We start from the raw sequence: 17,314 nt of genomic DNA, 5'->3' as shown, positions 1-17,314 counted from the left end.
CACCCCGGCCCGCCCGCGGCCCACCTCCCCACGCACCTCCCCGCACGGTTCTCCGCACACCTCTTCGCACACCTCTTTGCACAGGAGTGGCGACACCCGATGACCAACGACGAAAAGCTGCTGTCCTACCTCAAGCGGGTCTCCGCCGATCTGCACCGGACCCGTCAGCGGCTGCGCGAGGTGGAGACGCAGGACCGGGAACCCGTCGCGATCGTCGCGATGAGCTGCCGCTTCCCCGGCGGGGTCGGCACGCCCGAGGAGTTCTGGCGGCTCGTCCACGACGGCACCGACGCCATCGGGGACTTCCCCGCCGACCGGGGCTGGGACACCGACGCCCTCTACGACCCGGACCCGGACGCCACCGGCAGGACGTACACCCGGCGCGGCGGCTTCCTGGACGACGCGGCTGGATTCGACCCGGAGTTCTTCGGCATCAGCCCGCGCGAGGCGGTGGCCATGGACCCGCAGCAGCGGCTGTTGTTGGAGGTGTCGTGGGAGGCGCTGGAACGCGCCCGTATCGCCCCCCACTCGGTGCACGGCACCCGCGTCGGGGTGTTCGCCGGTACGAACGGCCAGGACTACCGGGACGTCCTGGCGAGGACGGAGCAGGACAGCGAGGCCGCGCTCGGCACCGGCGCCCTGGCCGCCGTGATCTCCGGCCGTATCTCCTACACCCTCGGACTGGAGGGCCCGGCCGTCACCGTCGACACCGCCTGCTCCTCCGCGCTCGTCGCGGTGCACCTCGCCGTGCAGGCCCTGCGCGGCAAGGAGTGCTCCCTCGCGCTCGCGGGCGGCGCCACGGTCATGTCCACCCCCAACTCCTTCATCGCGTTCAGCCGTCAGCGCGGGCTCGCCCCGGACGGCCGCTGCAAGTCCTTCGCGGACTCTGCCGACGGCACCGGCTGGGGCGAGGGCGCCGGGATGCTGCTGCTGGAACGGCTCTCCGACGCCCGCCGCAACGGCCACCAGGTGCTCGCCGTCATCCGGGGCTCCGCCGTCAACCAGGACGGCGCCTCGAACGGGCTGACCGCGCCCAACGGCCCCTCCCAGCAACGCGTCATCCGTGCCGCGCTGGCCGGTGCCGGGCTCACCACCGCCGATGTCGACCTGCTGGAGGCGCACGGCACCGGCACCACGCTCGGCGACCCGATCGAGGCGCAGGCGCTGCTGGCCACGTACGGGCAGGACCGGCCCGAGGACCGCCCGTTGTGGCTGGGCTCGGTCAAGTCCAACATCGGGCACACCCAGGCCGCCGCCGGAGTCGCCGGAATCATCAAGGCCGTCATGGCGATGCGGCACGCCGTGCTGCCGCGCACCCTGCACGCCGAGGAGGCGTCCACCAAGGTCGACTGGGAGCGGGGCAACGTCCGCCTGCTCACCGCCAACCGCCCCTGGACCGACCCGGGACGGCCCCGGCGGGCCGCCGTCTCCTCCTTCGGCGCCAGCGGCACCAACGCCCACACCATCCTGGAGGAGGCCCCGGCCGTCGAACCGGCTGTTGAAACAGCCGTGGAACCGGCCGCCGAACCGGGCGTTGAAACAGCCGTCGAAACGGTCGGTGAGCCGGCGTCGCCCGAACTGCCGGCGCCGCGCACCGCACCGCCGCTGGTGCCGTGGGTGCTCTCCGGCCGGACCGAGCACGCCCTGCGCGAGCAGGCCGCCCGCCTGGCCGCCGCCGTCACGGACCAGGACCCCGTCGACGTGGCCCACTCCCTGGCCGTCACCCGCACCGCGCACACGCACCGGGCCGTGGTCCTCGGCGCCGACCGCGAGCACCTGCTCGACGCCGTGAACCGGCTCGCCGGGGGCGGCCCGGCCGCCGCGCTCGGCCGCGTGCGCAAGGGACAGACCGCCTTCCTGTTCAGCGGCCAGGGCTCCCAGCGCCCCGGCATGGGCCGCGAACTGTACGCGCGCTTCCCGGTCTTCGCCCGCGCCTTCGACGAGATCTGCGAACGGTTCGGCGACGACGAACTGCGCGCGCTGGTCCTCGGCGACGACCCCGAGCCGCTCGACCGCACCGCCCGGACCCAGACCGCGCTGTTCGCCTTCGAGACCGCGTTGTACCGGCTGGTGGAGTCCTGGGGCCTGGAACCCGACTACCTCGCCGGGCACTCCATCGGCGAGATCACCGCCGCCCATGTCGCGGGCGTACTGGACCTCGCGGACGCCGCCACGCTGGTGGCCGCGCGCGGCCGGCTGATGCAGGCCCTCCCCGAGGGCGGCGCCATGATCGCCCTGCGCGCGGGGGAGGACGACGTCCGGCCTCTGCTCACCGACCGGGTCGGGCTGGCCGCCGTCAACGGGCCCGACTCCGTCGTCGTCTCCGGCGACGCCGCCGAGGCCGAGGCGATCGCCGCCCGGTTCGCCAGGAGCAGGCGGCTGAAGGTGTCGCACGCTTTCCACTCGCCGCTGATGGAACCCATGCTGGACGAGTTCCGGTCCGTGGTGTCGTCCCTGACGTTCCACCGGCCGACCGTCCCCCTGGTGTCCCACCTGACGGGCGCGCTCGCCGGACAGGACGTCACCACCCCCGACCACTGGGTGCGGCACGTGCGCGAGACGGTCCGCTTCCACGACGGGATCCGCGTCCTCGCCGCCCAGGGCGTGACCCGCTACCTGGAGATCGGCCCCGACGCGGTGCTGACCGCCATGGCCCGCGAATGCCTGGCCGCCGAGCACACCGACGGCCGCCACGCCGACGGTGACGCCGGTGCCGGTCGTGGCACCGAAGGCGGTCGCGTCGGTCGGGACGCCGCCGACCGCGGTGCCGGTCGCGGTGCCGACGGCCGCCCCGTCGGCCCGGACGCCGTCCTCGTCGCCGCCTGCCGTCGCGAGCGGGACGAGGCCGAGACCCTGCTCACCGCCCTGGCCCGACTGTGGGCCGCCGGTCACGGCCCGCGCTGGGAGGCGCTGTTCACCGGCGCCCGCACCGTCGACCTGCCCACCACCGCCTTCCGGCGCGAACGGTTCTGGCCCGAGACGGTCGCCCCGGTCGGCGACGTCGGCGCCGCCGGGCTCGACCCCGCCGACCACCCGCTGCTCGGCGCCGCCACCGTGCTCGCCGACTCCGACGCGGCGGTGCTCACCGGCCGGCTGTCGGTACGCAGCCACCCCTGGCTCGCCGACCACGTCGTCGCCGGCTCGGTCGTGGTGCCCGGCACCGCCATGGTGGAACTCGCGGTCCGGGCCGGTGACCAGGTCGGTCACGTCCGGCTGGAAGAACTCGCCCTGGAAGTACCGCTGGTGCTCCCGCCCGACGACGGCGTCCGCGTCCAGGTCGCCGTCGGCGCCCCCGACGCCGCCGGGGCCCGCACCGTCCAGATCCACGCGCGCGCCGAGAACCTGCCCGCCGACGCCCCCTGGACCCTGCACGCCTCCGGCCTGCTCACCGCCTCCGCCGACGCCGCCCCCGGCGCGGGCGTCCCCGGCGCCCGGCTCGACGCCTGGCCCCCGCGGGACGCCGAGGAACTCGACCTCGCCGGCCTGTACGAGCGGCATGCCGCCTCCGGTCTCGACTACGGACCGGCCTTCCGCGCCCTGACCGCTGCCTGGCGGGACGGCGACGCACTGTACGCCGAGGTCCGGCTCCCGGAGCGGCCGGCCGCCGACGCGCCCCGCTTCGGCCTGCACCCGGCCGCCTTCGACGCCGCCCTGCACGCCCTGGCCCTGCTCGGCGACGGCTCCGGCGAGGAGACCGCCCGGCTGCCGTTCACGTTCACCGGTGTCACCCTGCACGCCGTCGGCGCCTCCGCCCTGCGCGCCCGGATGGTGCCCACCGGTGACCACACCTTCGCCGTCGACCTGGCCGACCCCGCGGGAGCGCCCGTCGCCACCGTCGAGTCACTGGCCTCCCGCCCGCTGACCGGGTTGCGCGACGAGCACGACCCCGTCGCCGACGCCCTGTTCACCCTCGCGTGGCAGCCACTGGCACTGGGCAGCGACGCACTGGACACGGACGCCCCGGGCATCGCGGCCCCTGCCCCCGACGCCCCCGACACCGGACACCGGCTGCTGGAGACCGCACCCGGCAGGGACGCCGATGCGGTGCGCGCCGCGCTGCACACCGTGCTCGCCGCACTCCAGGACGACGATCCCCGCCCGTTGGCCGTCGTCACCCGGGGCGCCGTCTCCGCCGACGGCGAGGACGTGCCCGACCTCGCCGGAGCGGCCGTGTGGGGCCTGGCCCGCTCCGCCCAGTCGGAGAACCCCGGCCGGTGCGTCCTGCTGGACCTCGAACCCGGCACCGACCCCGGCCCGCTCCTGCCCGCCGTCCTGGCCTCCGGCGAACCGCAGATCGCGGTGCGTTCCGGCACCGCCCGCGCGGCCCGACTCGTACGCGCCGCCGCGCCCCACGACCGTCCGGCACCCGCCTTCGACCCCGGGGGCACCGTCCTGCTCACCGGCGCCACCGGCGGACTCGGTCCCGTACTCGCCCGGCATCTGGTCCGCGACCACGGCGTACGCCACCTCGCCCTGGTCAACCGGAGCGGCGCGGCCGGCGAACTGGTCGCCGAACTCGCCGCCCTCGGCGCCGACGCCACCGCGTACGCCTGCGACGTCGCCGACCGCGACGCGCTCGCCGCCGTCCTGGCCGCCCTCCCGCAGGACCGTCCGCTCACCGCCGTCGTCCACGCCGCGGGCGTCCTCGACGACGGAGTGGTGTCCTCCCTGACACCCGAGCGGATCGACACCGTCCTCGCGCCCAAGGCGCTCGGCGCCCTCCACCTCCATGAGCTGACCGACGGTCACGACCTGTCCGCTTTCGTGCTGTTCTCCTCCGTCGCCGGGGTCGTCGGCGCCCCCGGGCAGGGCAACTACGCCGCCGCCAACGCCGTCCTGGACGCGCTCGCCGCCCACCGCCGCGCCCACGGCTCGCCCGCCCTGTCCCTGGCCTGGGGGCCGTGGGCCCCGACCGGCGGCATGACCGGCGCCCTGGACGACGCCGACCTCGCCCGCATGTCGCGCGGCGGCATGACCCCCCTGTCGGCCGAGGAGGGCACCGCCCTGTTCGACCGGGCGGTCCGCACCGACCGCGCGGCGCTGGCCCCGGTCCGCCTGAACCCGTCCGCCCTGCGCGCGCAGGGCGGTGAACTCGCCCCGCTCTTCGCGGGGTTGGCGGGGCGCACGGTACGCCGGGCGGCTGCCGCCGCGGACGGCACCGGGCCCGCCTTCGCCGACCGCATGGCCGGCCTCGGCGAGGCGGAACGCGCCGACGCGCTGCTGCACACCGTCCGCGTCCACGTGGCCGCCGTCCTCGGGCACACCGGGCCCGGCACCGTGGAGACCGACCGCGCCTTCAAGGAACTCGGCTTCGACTCGCTCGCCGCGATCGAACTGCGCAACGCCCTGTCCGCCGAGACCGGGCAGCGGCTGCCCGCCACCCTGGTCTTCGACCACCCCTCGCCCGAGGCGCTCGCCGCCCACCTCGGCACCCTCGTCGCCGGTACGGGGGCGGGCGGCGCGGAGCGGCGCGCCGGCCGTACCCGGCGGGCCCGCGCCGACGAACCACTGGCGATCGTCGGCATGGCCTGCCGCTACCCCGGCGACGTCCGCTCCCCGCAGGACCTGTGGCGGCTGGTCGCCGACGGCACCGACGCCATCGGGGACTTCCCCGCCGACCGGGGCTGGGACGTGGACCGCGTCGTCGACCCCACCCGGCAGCGTCCCGACACCTCCTACGTGGGCCGGGGCGGATTCCTGTACGACGCGGGCGACTTCGACGCCTCGTTCTTCGGCATCAGCCCCAAGGAGGCGCTCGTCACCGACCCGCAGCAGCGGCTGCTGCTGGAGACCTCCTGGGAGGCGCTGGAGAACGCGGGCATCGACCCGCTCTCCCTCAAGGGCAGCCCGACCGGTGTGTTCGCGGGCGTGCAGTACCACGACTACTTCGGCAGCTTCGGCTCCGGCAGCATCATCTCCGGACGGGTCGCCTACACCCTCGGACTGGAGGGACCTTCGCTGTCGGTCGACACCGCCTGCTCCTCCTCGCTGGTGGCGCTGCACCTGGCCGGGCAGTCGCTGCGCCAGGGAGAGTCCACGCTCGCGCTGGTCGGGGGCGTCGCGGTCATGGCCACCCCGGAGACCTTCGTCGAGTTCAGCCGGCAGGGCGCGCTCGCACCCGATGCCCGCACCCGCGCCTTCGCGGACGCGGCCGGTGGCACGGTGTGGGGCGAGGGCGTCGGCGTCCTCGTAGTGGAGCGCCTTTCGGACGCCCGCCGCAACGGCCACCAGGTGCTCGCCGTCGTCCGCGGCTCCGCCGTCAACCAGGACGGCGCCTCGAACGGGCTGACCGCGCCCAACGGCCCCTCCCAGGAACGCGTCATCCGCCAGGCCCTGGAGAACGCCCGGCTCACCACCGCCGACGTCGACGTGGTGGAGGCGCACGGCACCGGCACCACGCTCGGCGACCCGATCGAGGCGCAGGCGCTGCTGGCCACGTACGGGCAGGACCGGCCCGAGGACCGCCCGTTGTGGCTGGGCTCGGTCAAGTCCAACATCGGGCACACCCAGGCCGCCGCCGGAGTCGCCGGGGTCATCAAGATGGTGCAGGCGATGCGGTACGGCACGCTGCCCAGGACCCTGCACGTCGACCGGCCGTCCACCGAGGTGGACTGGGAGGCCGGGCAGGTGCGCCTGCTGACGGAGGAGCGGTCCTGGCCGGAGGCCGGGCGCCCGCGCCGGGCCGGGGTGTCGTCCTTCGGGATCAGCGGCACCAACGCCCACGTCGTCCTCGAACAGGCCCCGGACGGCGAACCGGTCGACCCGGCCGAACCCGTGGCCCCGAGCGCAGCCGTGGCACCGGCCGAACAGACCGTACCGGCCGAGCCCGCCCCGGCCGAACAGGCCGAACAGGGCGCACCGGCCGTCCGGTCCGACGAGTCCGGATCCGCCCCGGGGGCACCGGGAACCACCGCCCCGGGACTCGCCGTCCCCTGGCTGCTCTCGGCCAAGTCGCCCGCCGCCCTCGCCGGTCAGGCCGCCGCGCTGCTCGCCCACCTCGACGCCCACCCGGGCCTCGACCCGTCCGACGTCGGGTGGTCGCTGGCGACCACCCGCGCCCGCTTCCCCCACCGGGCCGCCGTCACCGGCACCGGCCCCGCCGAACTGCGCGCCGCGCTCACCGCGCTGGCCGCCGGGGACACCGCCCGCAACCTCCACCAGGGCACCGCCACCGGCCGTGCCCGGCCCGTCTTCGTCTTCCCGGGCCAGGGCTCCCAGTGGTCCGGCATGGCCACCGAACTGCTCGCGGAATCACCGGTGTTCGCCGCCCGGATGGCCGAGTGCGCCGACGCGCTGAAGCCGTACGCCGACTGGGACCTCCGCGCGGAACTGCGCGGGCGACTCGACCGCGTCGACGTCGTCCAGCCGCTGCTGTGGGCGGTCATGGTGTCACTGGCGCACACCTGGAGCAGCCACGGCGTCACGCCGTCCGCGGTCATCGGCCACTCCCAGGGCGAGATCGCCGCCGCCTGCGCGGTGGGCGCGCTGTCCCTGGACGACGGCGCGCGGGTGGTCGCGCTGCGCTCCCGGGCCATCGCCGAACTGCTGTCCGGCTCCGGCGGCATGATGTCCGTCGGGGAGGGCGCCGACCAGGTGCGGACCCGGATCGCCGAGTGGGGCGGCAGGCTCTCCGTCGCCGCCGTCAACGGCTCCGCCTCCACGGTCGTCTCCGGCGACTCCGACGCCCTCGACGGACTCCTCGCCCGGCTGCGCGCCGAGCACGTCCGTGCCAAGCGGCTGCCCGTGGACTACGCCTCGCACAGCGCCCACGTGGAGTCCCTGCGCGAACGCCTCGCCGACGTGCTCGACGGGATCCGCCCGCGCACCACCGACGTCCCCTTCTACTCCACCGTCACCGGAACCGCGGTCGACACCGCCGAGCTCGGCGCCGACTACTGGTACACCAACCTCCGCAACACCGTGCTGTTCGAGGAGGCGGTACGCGGCGCCGCCGCCGACGGACACGCCCTGTTCGTCGAATGCAGCCCGCACCCGGTGCTCACCGTCGGCATCCAGGAGACCGACGCCGCCGTGGCCGCCGTCGGCTCGCTGCGCCGCGACGAGGGCGGCCGGGACAGGCTGCTCCTCGCCCTGGGCGAGGCGTTCACCCACGGCGCCGCCGTGGACTGGGCCACCGTCGCCGAGGGCCGCCGCACCCGCCGTGTCCCGCTGCCGCCGTACGCCTTCCAGCGCGAGCGGTACTGGCTCGACTCCACCGCCACCGGCGCCGATGTCACCGCCGCCGGTCTCGCGGCCACCGACCACGCGCTGCTCGGCGCCGCGATGGTACGGGCCGGCAGTGGGGAGGCGGTCCTCACCGGCCGCATCTCCGTCGGCACCCACCCCTGGCTGAACGAGCACCGGGTCGCCGGCCGGCTGCTGTTCCCCGGCACCGGACACCTCGAACTCGCCCTGCGCGCGGGCGACCAGGTCGGCTGCGGCGACCTCGTCGAACTCACCCTCCACGCCCCGCTGGTCCTGCCCGAGCACGGTGCCGTGCAGCTCCAGGCCGTCGTCGGCCCGCCCGAGGGCGCCGACCGCCCGCTGACCCTCTGGTCCCGCGCGGAGAGCACCGACGAGGACCAGCCCTGGACCCGGCACGCCGACGGCCTCCTCGCCCCCACCGGCACCCTCCCCGCCGTCGTCGAACCGCTCACCTCCTGGCCGCCGCAGGGCGCCGACCCGGTCCCGCTGGACGGCCTGTACGAGGAACTCGCCGCGCTCGGTCTGGGCTACGGTCCCCTGTTCCAGGGGCTGCGCGCCGCCTGGCGCACCGAGGACGCCCTCTACGCCGAGGTCGCCACCGAGGCCCCCGTCGACGGCTTCGCCCTGCACCCGGCCCTGTCGGACGCCGCCCTGCACACCGTCGGTCTCACCGACGCCGCCGGTGACCGGGCGCTGCTGCCGTTCGCCTGGTCCGGCGTACGGCTGCACGCCACCGGCGCCACCGCGCTGCGCGTCGAGGTCCGTGCCCGCGGCGAGGGCACCGTCTCCCTCGTGCTCACCGACCCCGCCGGCGACCCCGTCGCCACGGTCGACTCCCTCGCCCTGCGCCCGTTGCGCGCCGACACGGTCGACGCCGCCGCCCGATCCACCCGGTCCGGTGCGCTCTACCGCGTCGACTGGGTGCCCGCACCCGCCCCGACGGAGCCCGTGCCCGCGCCCGAGGCACTGGAGGTGCTGCGCGCCCCGGCGGGGGCCGACGCCGCCGCGACCCGCGCGGCCGTCGCCGCCGTGCTCGACGGTCTGCGCGCCCGGCTCACCGATGAACGGCTCACCGATGAACGGCACGCCGACGAGCGGCTGGTGGACGAGCGGCCCGCCGACGAGCGCGGAGGCGACCGCACCCTCGTGGTCGTCACCGGCACCGACCCGGCGGGGGCGGCGGTCGGCGGTCTGGTCCGCTCGGCGCAGTCGGAGAACCCCGGCCGCATCGTCCTGATCGAGGCCGACAACGCGACCGACACCGACACCGACACCAAGAGCGAGACCGGGACCGGCGCCGAGAGCGCGGCCGACGCCGCCGCGGACACCGCCCCCGACCTCGCCCGTCTCGCCGAGGCCGTCGCCACGGGCGAGCCGCACCTCGCGCTGCGCGACGGCGCCTGGCACGTGCCGCGCCTCGCCCGCGTCACGCCTTCCGCTCCGGATCCGGCCGACGACCCGGACCGGGATCCCGGGACCACGGGCCGAGGCAGCGCCTCCGCCGATCCGACGGTCACCGAACCGACCGTCGCCGGACCCGGTCTCGGCACCGGCACCGTCCTGCTGACCGGTGCGACCGGCGCCCTCGGCGGCATCGTCGCCCGCCACCTGGCCGGTGAACGGGGCGTGCGGCATCTGCTGCTGCTCAGCCGGAGCGGCGCGCCCGACGCGCTCGTCTCCGAACTGACCGCGCTGGGTGCCGAGGTCACCACCGCCGCCTGCGACGTCGCCGACCGGGACGCGCTCGCCGCCGTCCTCGCCGCGATACCCGCCGACCGCCCGTTGACCGCCGTGATCCACGCGGCCGGCGTCCTGGCCGACGGCGTGCTCGCCTCCCTCACCCCCGAACGCGTCGACACGGTCTTCCGGCCCAAGGTCGACGCGGCCTGGAACCTGCACGAACTCACCGCGGGACTCGGCCTGTCGGCGTTCGTGCTGTTCTCCTCCTCCGCCGCGACGCTCGGCTCCCCGGGCCAGGGCAACTACGCCGCCGCCAACGCCTACCTCGACGCCCTCGCAGCGTACCGGCGGGTCCTGGGCCTGCCCGCGCACTCCCTGGCCTGGGGCCTGTGGGACCGGGCGAGCGGCATGACCGGCACCCTCGACGACAACGACCGGGCACGCATCGCCCGGGGCGGAGTCGCCCCGCTGTCGACCGAGGACGGGCTCGCCCTGTTCGACGCGGCCCTGCGCGGTGGCGAACCCGCCGTTCTGCCGGTGCGCCTCGACACCGCCGCGCTGCGCGCCCAGGCGGATGCCCTCGCCCCGCTGTTCCGCGGTCTGGTGCCCGTACGGCGTGCCCTCGCGGCGGGCCGGGCCGGGACGTCCGGCGCGGCCCCGCTGCGGGACCGGCTCGCCGCCCTGCTGGAACCCGAGCGCGAACCGTTCCTCACCGAACTCGTCCGGAGCCGCGTCGCCACCATCCTCGGCTACCGCTCCGCCCAGGACGTCGGCCGCACCCTGGCCTTCCGGGAACTCGGCTTCGACTCGCTGGCCGCCGTGGAGCTGCGCAACGGCCTCGCCGCCGCGACCGGGCTGCGGCTGCCCGCCACCCTGGTCTTCGACCACCCCACCCCGGCGGATCTCGCCCGCCATCTGCTCGGCGAGCTGACCGGCACCCTCGAAACCCCCGTCCCCGGATCCGCATCCGCACCCGGGGCCGACGTACGGGCCGCCGCCGACGAACCCATCGCCATCGTCGGCATGGCCTGCCGCTTCCCCGGTGGCATCGCCTCGCCGGAGGACCTGTGGCGGCTCGTGGCCGAGGGCCGCGACGCCGTCGGGGAGTTCCCCACCGACCGGGGCTGGGACATCGAGACCCTGTACGACCCGACCCTGGACCGGCCCGGCACCAGCTACACCCGGCACGGCGCGTTCCTGTACGACGCCGCCGGATTCGACCCCGCCTTCTTCGGCATGGACGAGGAGGAGGCCCTGGTCACCGACCCGCAGCAGCGGCTGCTGCTGGAGACGTCCTGGGAGGCCCTGGAACGTGCCTCCATCGACCCGGCCACCCTCCGCGGCTCCGACACCGGAGTGTTCGCCGGGGTGATGTACCACGACTACTTCGGCAGTTTCGGCTCCGGCAGCGTGGTCTCCGGACGGGTCGCCTACACCCTCGGGCTGGAGGGGCCGACGCTCTCCGTCGACACCGCCTGCTCCTCCTCCCTGGTGGCCCTGCACCTGGCCGCCCAGGCCCTGCGCCAGGGCGACTGCTCCCTCGCCCTGGCCGGGGGCGTCACCGTCATGGCCACCCCGGGCACGTTCGTGGAGTTCAGCCGCCACCGCGGACTGTCCCGCGACGGCCGCTGCCGTCCCTTCGCGGACGCCGCCGACGGCACCGGCTTCGGCGAGGGCGCCGGTGTGCTGCTGCTGGAACGCCTCTCCGACGCCCGCCGCAACGGCCGTACGGTCCTGGCCGTCCTGCGCGGCACCGCCGTCAACCAGGACGGCGCCTCCAACGGCATCACCGCCCCCAACGGCCCCGCGCAACAACGCGTCATCCGCCGCGCGCTCGAAGCGGCCGGGGTCGCCGCCGCCGACGTCGACACGGTCGAGGCGCACGGCACCGGCACCACCCTCGGCGACCCCATCGAGGCCCAGGCCCTGATCGCCACGTACGGTGCCGAGCACACCGAGGAGCGGCCGCTCTGGCTCGGCTCGGTCAAGTCCAACCTGGGCCACACCCAGGCCGCCGCCGGGGTCGCCGGAGTCATCAAGATGGTGCAGGCGATCCGCAACGAGACCCTGCCGGCCAGCCTCGGCATCGACCGGCCCTCCCGGCACGTGGAGTGGGAGGGCGGCAACGTCCGGCTGCTGGCCGGGTCCCGCCCCTGGCCGGACCCGGGCCGCCCGCGCCGCGCGGGCGTCTCCTCCTTCGGCATCTCCGGCACCAACGCCCATGTCATCGTCGAGGCCGCACCGCCCGAGGCTCCGGCCGCCCCGGCCCCGGAGCCGCCCACCGCCACCCGCGCGCCCGCCACCGTGCCCTGGCTGCTGTCCGGTCACACCCCGCAGGCGCTGCGCGCCCAGGCCGCACGGCTGCTGGACCACCTGACCGGCACCCCGGACACCTCGACCGGCACCCCCGAGACCGGCCCGCACCGGATCGCCGGGGCCCTCGCCCACGCGCGCACCGCGCTCGGCCATCGCGCCGCCGTCGTCGGACGCACCCGTGAGGACCTGGTCACCGGACTGCGGTCGCTGGTCGAGGGCCGCACCCCGCCCACCGGCACCACCGGCACGGCCACCGACGGCAAACTGGCCCTGCTCTTCTCCGGCCAGGGCTCCCAGCTGCCCGGCATGGGCACCGGACTCGCCGCCGCGTTCCCCGTCTTCGCCACCGCCCTCGACGAGGTCCGCGTCCAGCTCGACCCGCTGCTGGACCGGCCGCTCGCCGAAGTCATCGGCTCCGCCGAGCTGTTGGAGCGCACCGAGTACACCCAGCCCGCCCTGTTCGCCTTCGAGGTGGCCCTGTTCCGGCTGTTGGAGTCGTTCGGCGTCCGGCCCGACCTGCTGGCCGGGCACTCCGTCGGCGAGTTCGCCGCCGCGCACGTGGCGGGCGTCCTCGGACTCCAGGACGCCTGTCGGCTCGTCGCCGCGCGGGGCCGACTCATGCAGGCGCTCCCCGAGGGCGGCGTGATGATCGCCGTACGCGCCGCGGAGGACGAGGTCGTACCGCTGCTCGGCGACGGCGAGGGTGGGAGCGACGGCGTCGGCATCGCGGCCGTCAACGGGCCCGCGTCCGTCGTGCTCTCCGGACCGGCCGGACCGGCCCGCGCGCTCGCCGCCCGTTTCGAGCGCACCAAGGAACTGACCGTCAGTCACGCCTTCCACTCCGCCCTGATGGAACCGATGCTCCAGGAGTTCCGCGAGATCGCGGAGTCGGTCACGTACGGCCCCCTGCGCATCCCCCTGGTGTCCACCCTCACCGGGGCCCCGGTCACCGCCGACGAACTGTCCACCCCCGACTACTGGGTGCGGCACGCCCGCGAGACGGTCCGCTTCGCGGACGCCGTGGCCCGCCTGCGCGACGCGGGCGTACGGCACTTCGCCGAGGCCGGCCCCGGCGGAGCGCTCACCGCCGCGGCCCGCGACTGCCTGCCCGACGACTCCGCCGTCGTCCCGCTCCAGCGCAAGGACCGGCCGGAGGCCGAGGCCCTCGTCGCCGGGCTGGCCGCCCTGCACGTGCACGGGGCCGCCGTCGACTGGTCGGGGCTGCTGGCCCACCGCGACGGATCCGACCTGCCCACCTACGCCTTCCAGCGCGACTCCTACTGGATGACCGGCGACCCGGCCGCGACGACCCCCGCCACCGGACACCCGCTGCTCGGCACCGCCGTCGAACGCGCCGATGCCGACGCCACCCTGTACACCGCGCGGCTCTCCCTCTCCGCCCAGCCGTGGCTGGCCGACCACGCCGTCGGCGGCGTACCACTGCTGCCGGGTACGGCCTTCGTCGAGACGGCCCTCGCCGCCGGGGCCAGGCTGGACTGCCCGGTGATCGACGAACTGACCCTCGCGCAACCGCTGGTACTGCCCGGGAACGGCACCGTCCGCCTCCAGTGCACCGTCGGCGAACCGGACACCGGCGGCGCCCGCGCCTTCCACGTGTACGCCGCGCCCGCCGACGGCGAACCGTGGACCACCCACGCCACCGGAACCCTCCGCCCCGCGGATCGGGAGCCCGTCCGCGCCACCGGCACCCGTCGGGAGGCGCCCGCCGCCCCGGAACCCGCCCGCGACCTGACCGCCTGGCCGCCCCCCGGCGCCGAACCGGTCGACGTGGACGGCGTCTACGACCGGCTCGCCGGACTGGGCGCCGAGTACGGCCCACGCTTCCAGGGACTGCGCGCCGCCTGGCGCCTCGGTGACGAGGTGTACGCCGAGGTCGCCGTTGACACGGCGGGCGCCCCGTTCGTCCTGCACCCGGCCCTGTTCGACGCCGCGCTGCACGCCATCGGGCTGCGCGCCGGGGCCCCGGAACGGATGGCCCTGCCGTTCTCCTGGAACGGCGTCGAACTGTACGCCGAGGCCCCGACGGCCCTGCGGGTGCGGATAGCCCCGCTGGGACAGGGCGCGGTACGCGTCGACGCCGCCGACGCCGACGGGCGGCCGGTGGCGCGGGTCGCGTCGCTGACGCTGCGGGAGGTCGACCCCGCGCGGATCGCCACGGCCGCCGCGGGCGGGCACGACGACCTGTTCGCCCTCGACTGGGTGCCCACGAACGTGCCCGCCGCCCCGCAGGCCGGCCGGTGGACCGTGCTCGGCACCGGCCATGACGCCCTGGCCGCCGCACTGGCCGGGGAGACCGCCGAGGTCACCACCGCCGCCGGTCTGGCGGAGGCCGCCGCCCACGCCCCGGACGTCCTGGTCGTCCCGCACTCCGGCGGCGATCGCCCCGAGGAGATGCGGGCAGCGACCCGGCGGTTGCTGGCCACGGTGCGGGACTGGCTCGCCGACGAGCGGTTCGGCGCCACCGGCCTGGTCGTGACCACCCGGGGCGCCACCGGCCCCCGGTGGTCCGGGGCCACCGATACGGGCCCCGGGCACACCGCGACCACGGAGACCACGGCGACCACCGATCCGGGCCGCACCACGGTCACCGACCCCGGCGCCGCCGCCGCATGGGGTCTGATCCGCTCGGCCCAGTCCGAGCACCCTGACCGGATCGTCCTCGCCGACCTCGACGACAGCGACGCCTCGCGCCGACTGCTGCCCTCCGCCGTCGCCTCCGGTGAACCCCAACTGACCCTGCGCGACGGCATGATGAGCACCCCGAGGCTGGTGCGCGCGCCCCGCGGCACCGAGCCGGCCCCGGTCGACTGGACGGGCGGCGTCCTGATCACCGGCGGCACCGGCGCCCTCGGCCGGCTGGTGGCCCGCCATCTGGTCACCGCCCACGGCGCCACCCGGCTGGTCCTGCTCAGTCGTACCGGGGCCGACGCGGCCGGCGCCGGGGAGCTGCGCGAGGAACTGACCGCCCTCGGCGCCCGGGTGATCTTCGCCGCCTGCGACTCCGCCGACCGTGCCGCCCTCGCCCGCGTCCTCGACGAGCACCCGGTCACCGCCGTGGTGCACACCGCGGGCGTGCTCGCCGACGCCGTCCTGACCTCGCTCACGCCCGAGCGGCTGGACACCGTGCTGCGGCCCAAGCTCGACGCCGCCTGGCACCTGCACGAACTCACCGCGGACCGGCCCCTGACGGCGTTCGTGCTGTTCTCGTCCGCGGCCGGTCTGCTCGGCAGCCCGGGCCAGGCCGGATACGCCGCGGGCAACGCCTTCCTCGACGCCCTCGCCGCGTACCGCAGGTCCCAGGGACTGCCTGGTGTCTCGCTCGCCTGGGGCGCGTGGGCGGGCAGCGGCGGCATGGCGGACCGGCTCGGCGACACCGACGCCCACCGCATCGCCTCCGGCGGCGTCCTCGCCCTCGACGCGCGAACGGGCCTGGACCTCTTCGACACGGCGGTGGGACGCGAGGAACCGGTCCTGCTGCCCGCCCGCCTCGACCTGGGCGCGCGGGACCCCCACCGGATCGCGCCGCTGCTGCGCGGACTGGTGCGCGCCCCGCGTCGGACCGGCGCCGCCGCGACGGCCGCCTCGGCCGCGCTCCGCCGCGAGCTGGCCGCGCGCGCCCCCGAGCAGCGGTCCGCCCGCCTGCTGGAACTCGTACGGGACGAGGCCCGACAGGTGCTCGGGACCGAGGAGTTCGACGCCGAACTGCCCTTCAAGGACCTCGGCTTCGACTCACTGACCGCCGTGGAGTTCCGCAACCGGCTCAACGAGGCGACCGGGCTCCGGCTCTCCGCCACCCTCGTCTTCGACCACCCCAGCCCGGCGGCGCTCACCGAGCACCTGGCCGCCGAACTGGCCCCGCCCGAGGGGGAGAAGTCCAGGGGGACGGACGGGGAGGACGACGAGGAGGCCACGGTCCGCGCGGCCCTGGCCGCCCTTCCCCTGGAGAGGCTCCGCGAGGCCGGACTGCTGGACGGTCTGCTCGACCTCGCGGGAGTACGCCCCGCCCGGGAGCGCGCCGCGGACGAGACGCCCGGCCGCCCCTCGATCGACGCGATGGACGCCGAGAGCCTCATCACCCTGGCGCTCGACGACCTCGTCCGCGACGACGACGCCCCGTGACCGTCCGCGACGACGCGCCGGGACCGTCTCCGTTCGCGAAGACGTCCCGGGACGGTCTCCGTTCGCGACGACGCCCGTGACAAGGAAGAGGACCATGGCCGAGCCCCAGAAGCCGGACACCAGGCTGGTCGAGGCGCTGCGCGCCTCGCTGAAGGAGACCGAACGGCTGCGGGAGCGCAACCGCGCCCTGACCGCCGCGGCCCGGGAACCGATCGCGATCGTCGGGATGGCGTGCCGCTACCCCGGCGGTGTGACCACGCCCGAGGAACTGTGGCGGCTCGTCGCGGACGGCGTGGACGGCATCGGCGCGTTCCCCGACGACCGCGGGTGGGACCCGGACCTGTACGACCCGACACCCGGGACCCCCGGCCGCTCCACCACCCGGCAGGGCGGATTCCTGTACGACGCGGGGGACTTCGACGCCGCGTTCTTCGGCATCGGCCCGCACGAGGCGCGGATCATGGACCCCCAGCAGCGGCTGCTGCTCGAGGGCTCCTGGGAGGCGCTGGAGCACGCGGGCATCGACCCGACGTCGCTGCGCGGCAGCCGCACCGGGGTGTTCGCGGGCCTCATGTACCACGACTACTTCGGCAGCTTCGGCTCCGGAAGCGTCGCCTCCGGCCGTATCGCCTACACCCTGGGTCTGGAGGGTCCGGCGCTCACCGTGGACACGGCGTGTTCCTCGTCGCTGGTGGCGCTGCACCTGGCGGCGCAGGCGCTGCGGCGGGGGGAGTGCACGCTGGCCCTGGCGGGCGGGGTGACGGTGATGGCCTCGCCGGGCACCTATGTCGAGTTCAGCCGCCAGGGCGGGCTCTCCCCGGACGGCCGGTGCCGGTCCTTCTCCGACGACGCCGACGGCACCGGGTTCTCGGAAGGACTCGGTGTGCTGGTGTTGGAGCGGTTGTCGGATGCGCGGCGTTCGGGGCGTCGGGTGTGGGGGGTGGTGCGGGGTTCGGCGGTGAATCAGGATGGT

2 protein-coding genes are annotated in these 17,314 nt (G+C 76.0%); both read left to right on the top strand.

Annotation, left to right across the window (positions count from 1 at the left end; genetic code table 11):
• Positions 1-99 precede the first annotated feature (99 nt).
• Entirely contained in the window at positions 100-16,341 is a 16,242-nt protein-coding gene (locus tag AB0E67_RS32755; RefSeq protein ID WP_362033729.1) for a type I polyketide synthase, read from the top strand.
• 94 nt (positions 16,342-16,435) lie between these two features.
• The coding region (locus AB0E67_RS32750; RefSeq protein ID WP_362033726.1) for a beta-ketoacyl synthase N-terminal-like domain-containing protein at positions 16,436-17,314 on the top strand (879 nt) is incomplete at its 3' end.

The sequence above is a fragment of the Streptomyces sp. NPDC032161 genome (genome assembly GCF_040636995.1).
Taxonomy (GTDB): Bacteria; Actinomycetota; Actinomycetes; order Streptomycetales; family Streptomycetaceae; genus Streptomyces.
This window is presented reverse-complemented; position numbering and strand designations above follow the sequence as displayed.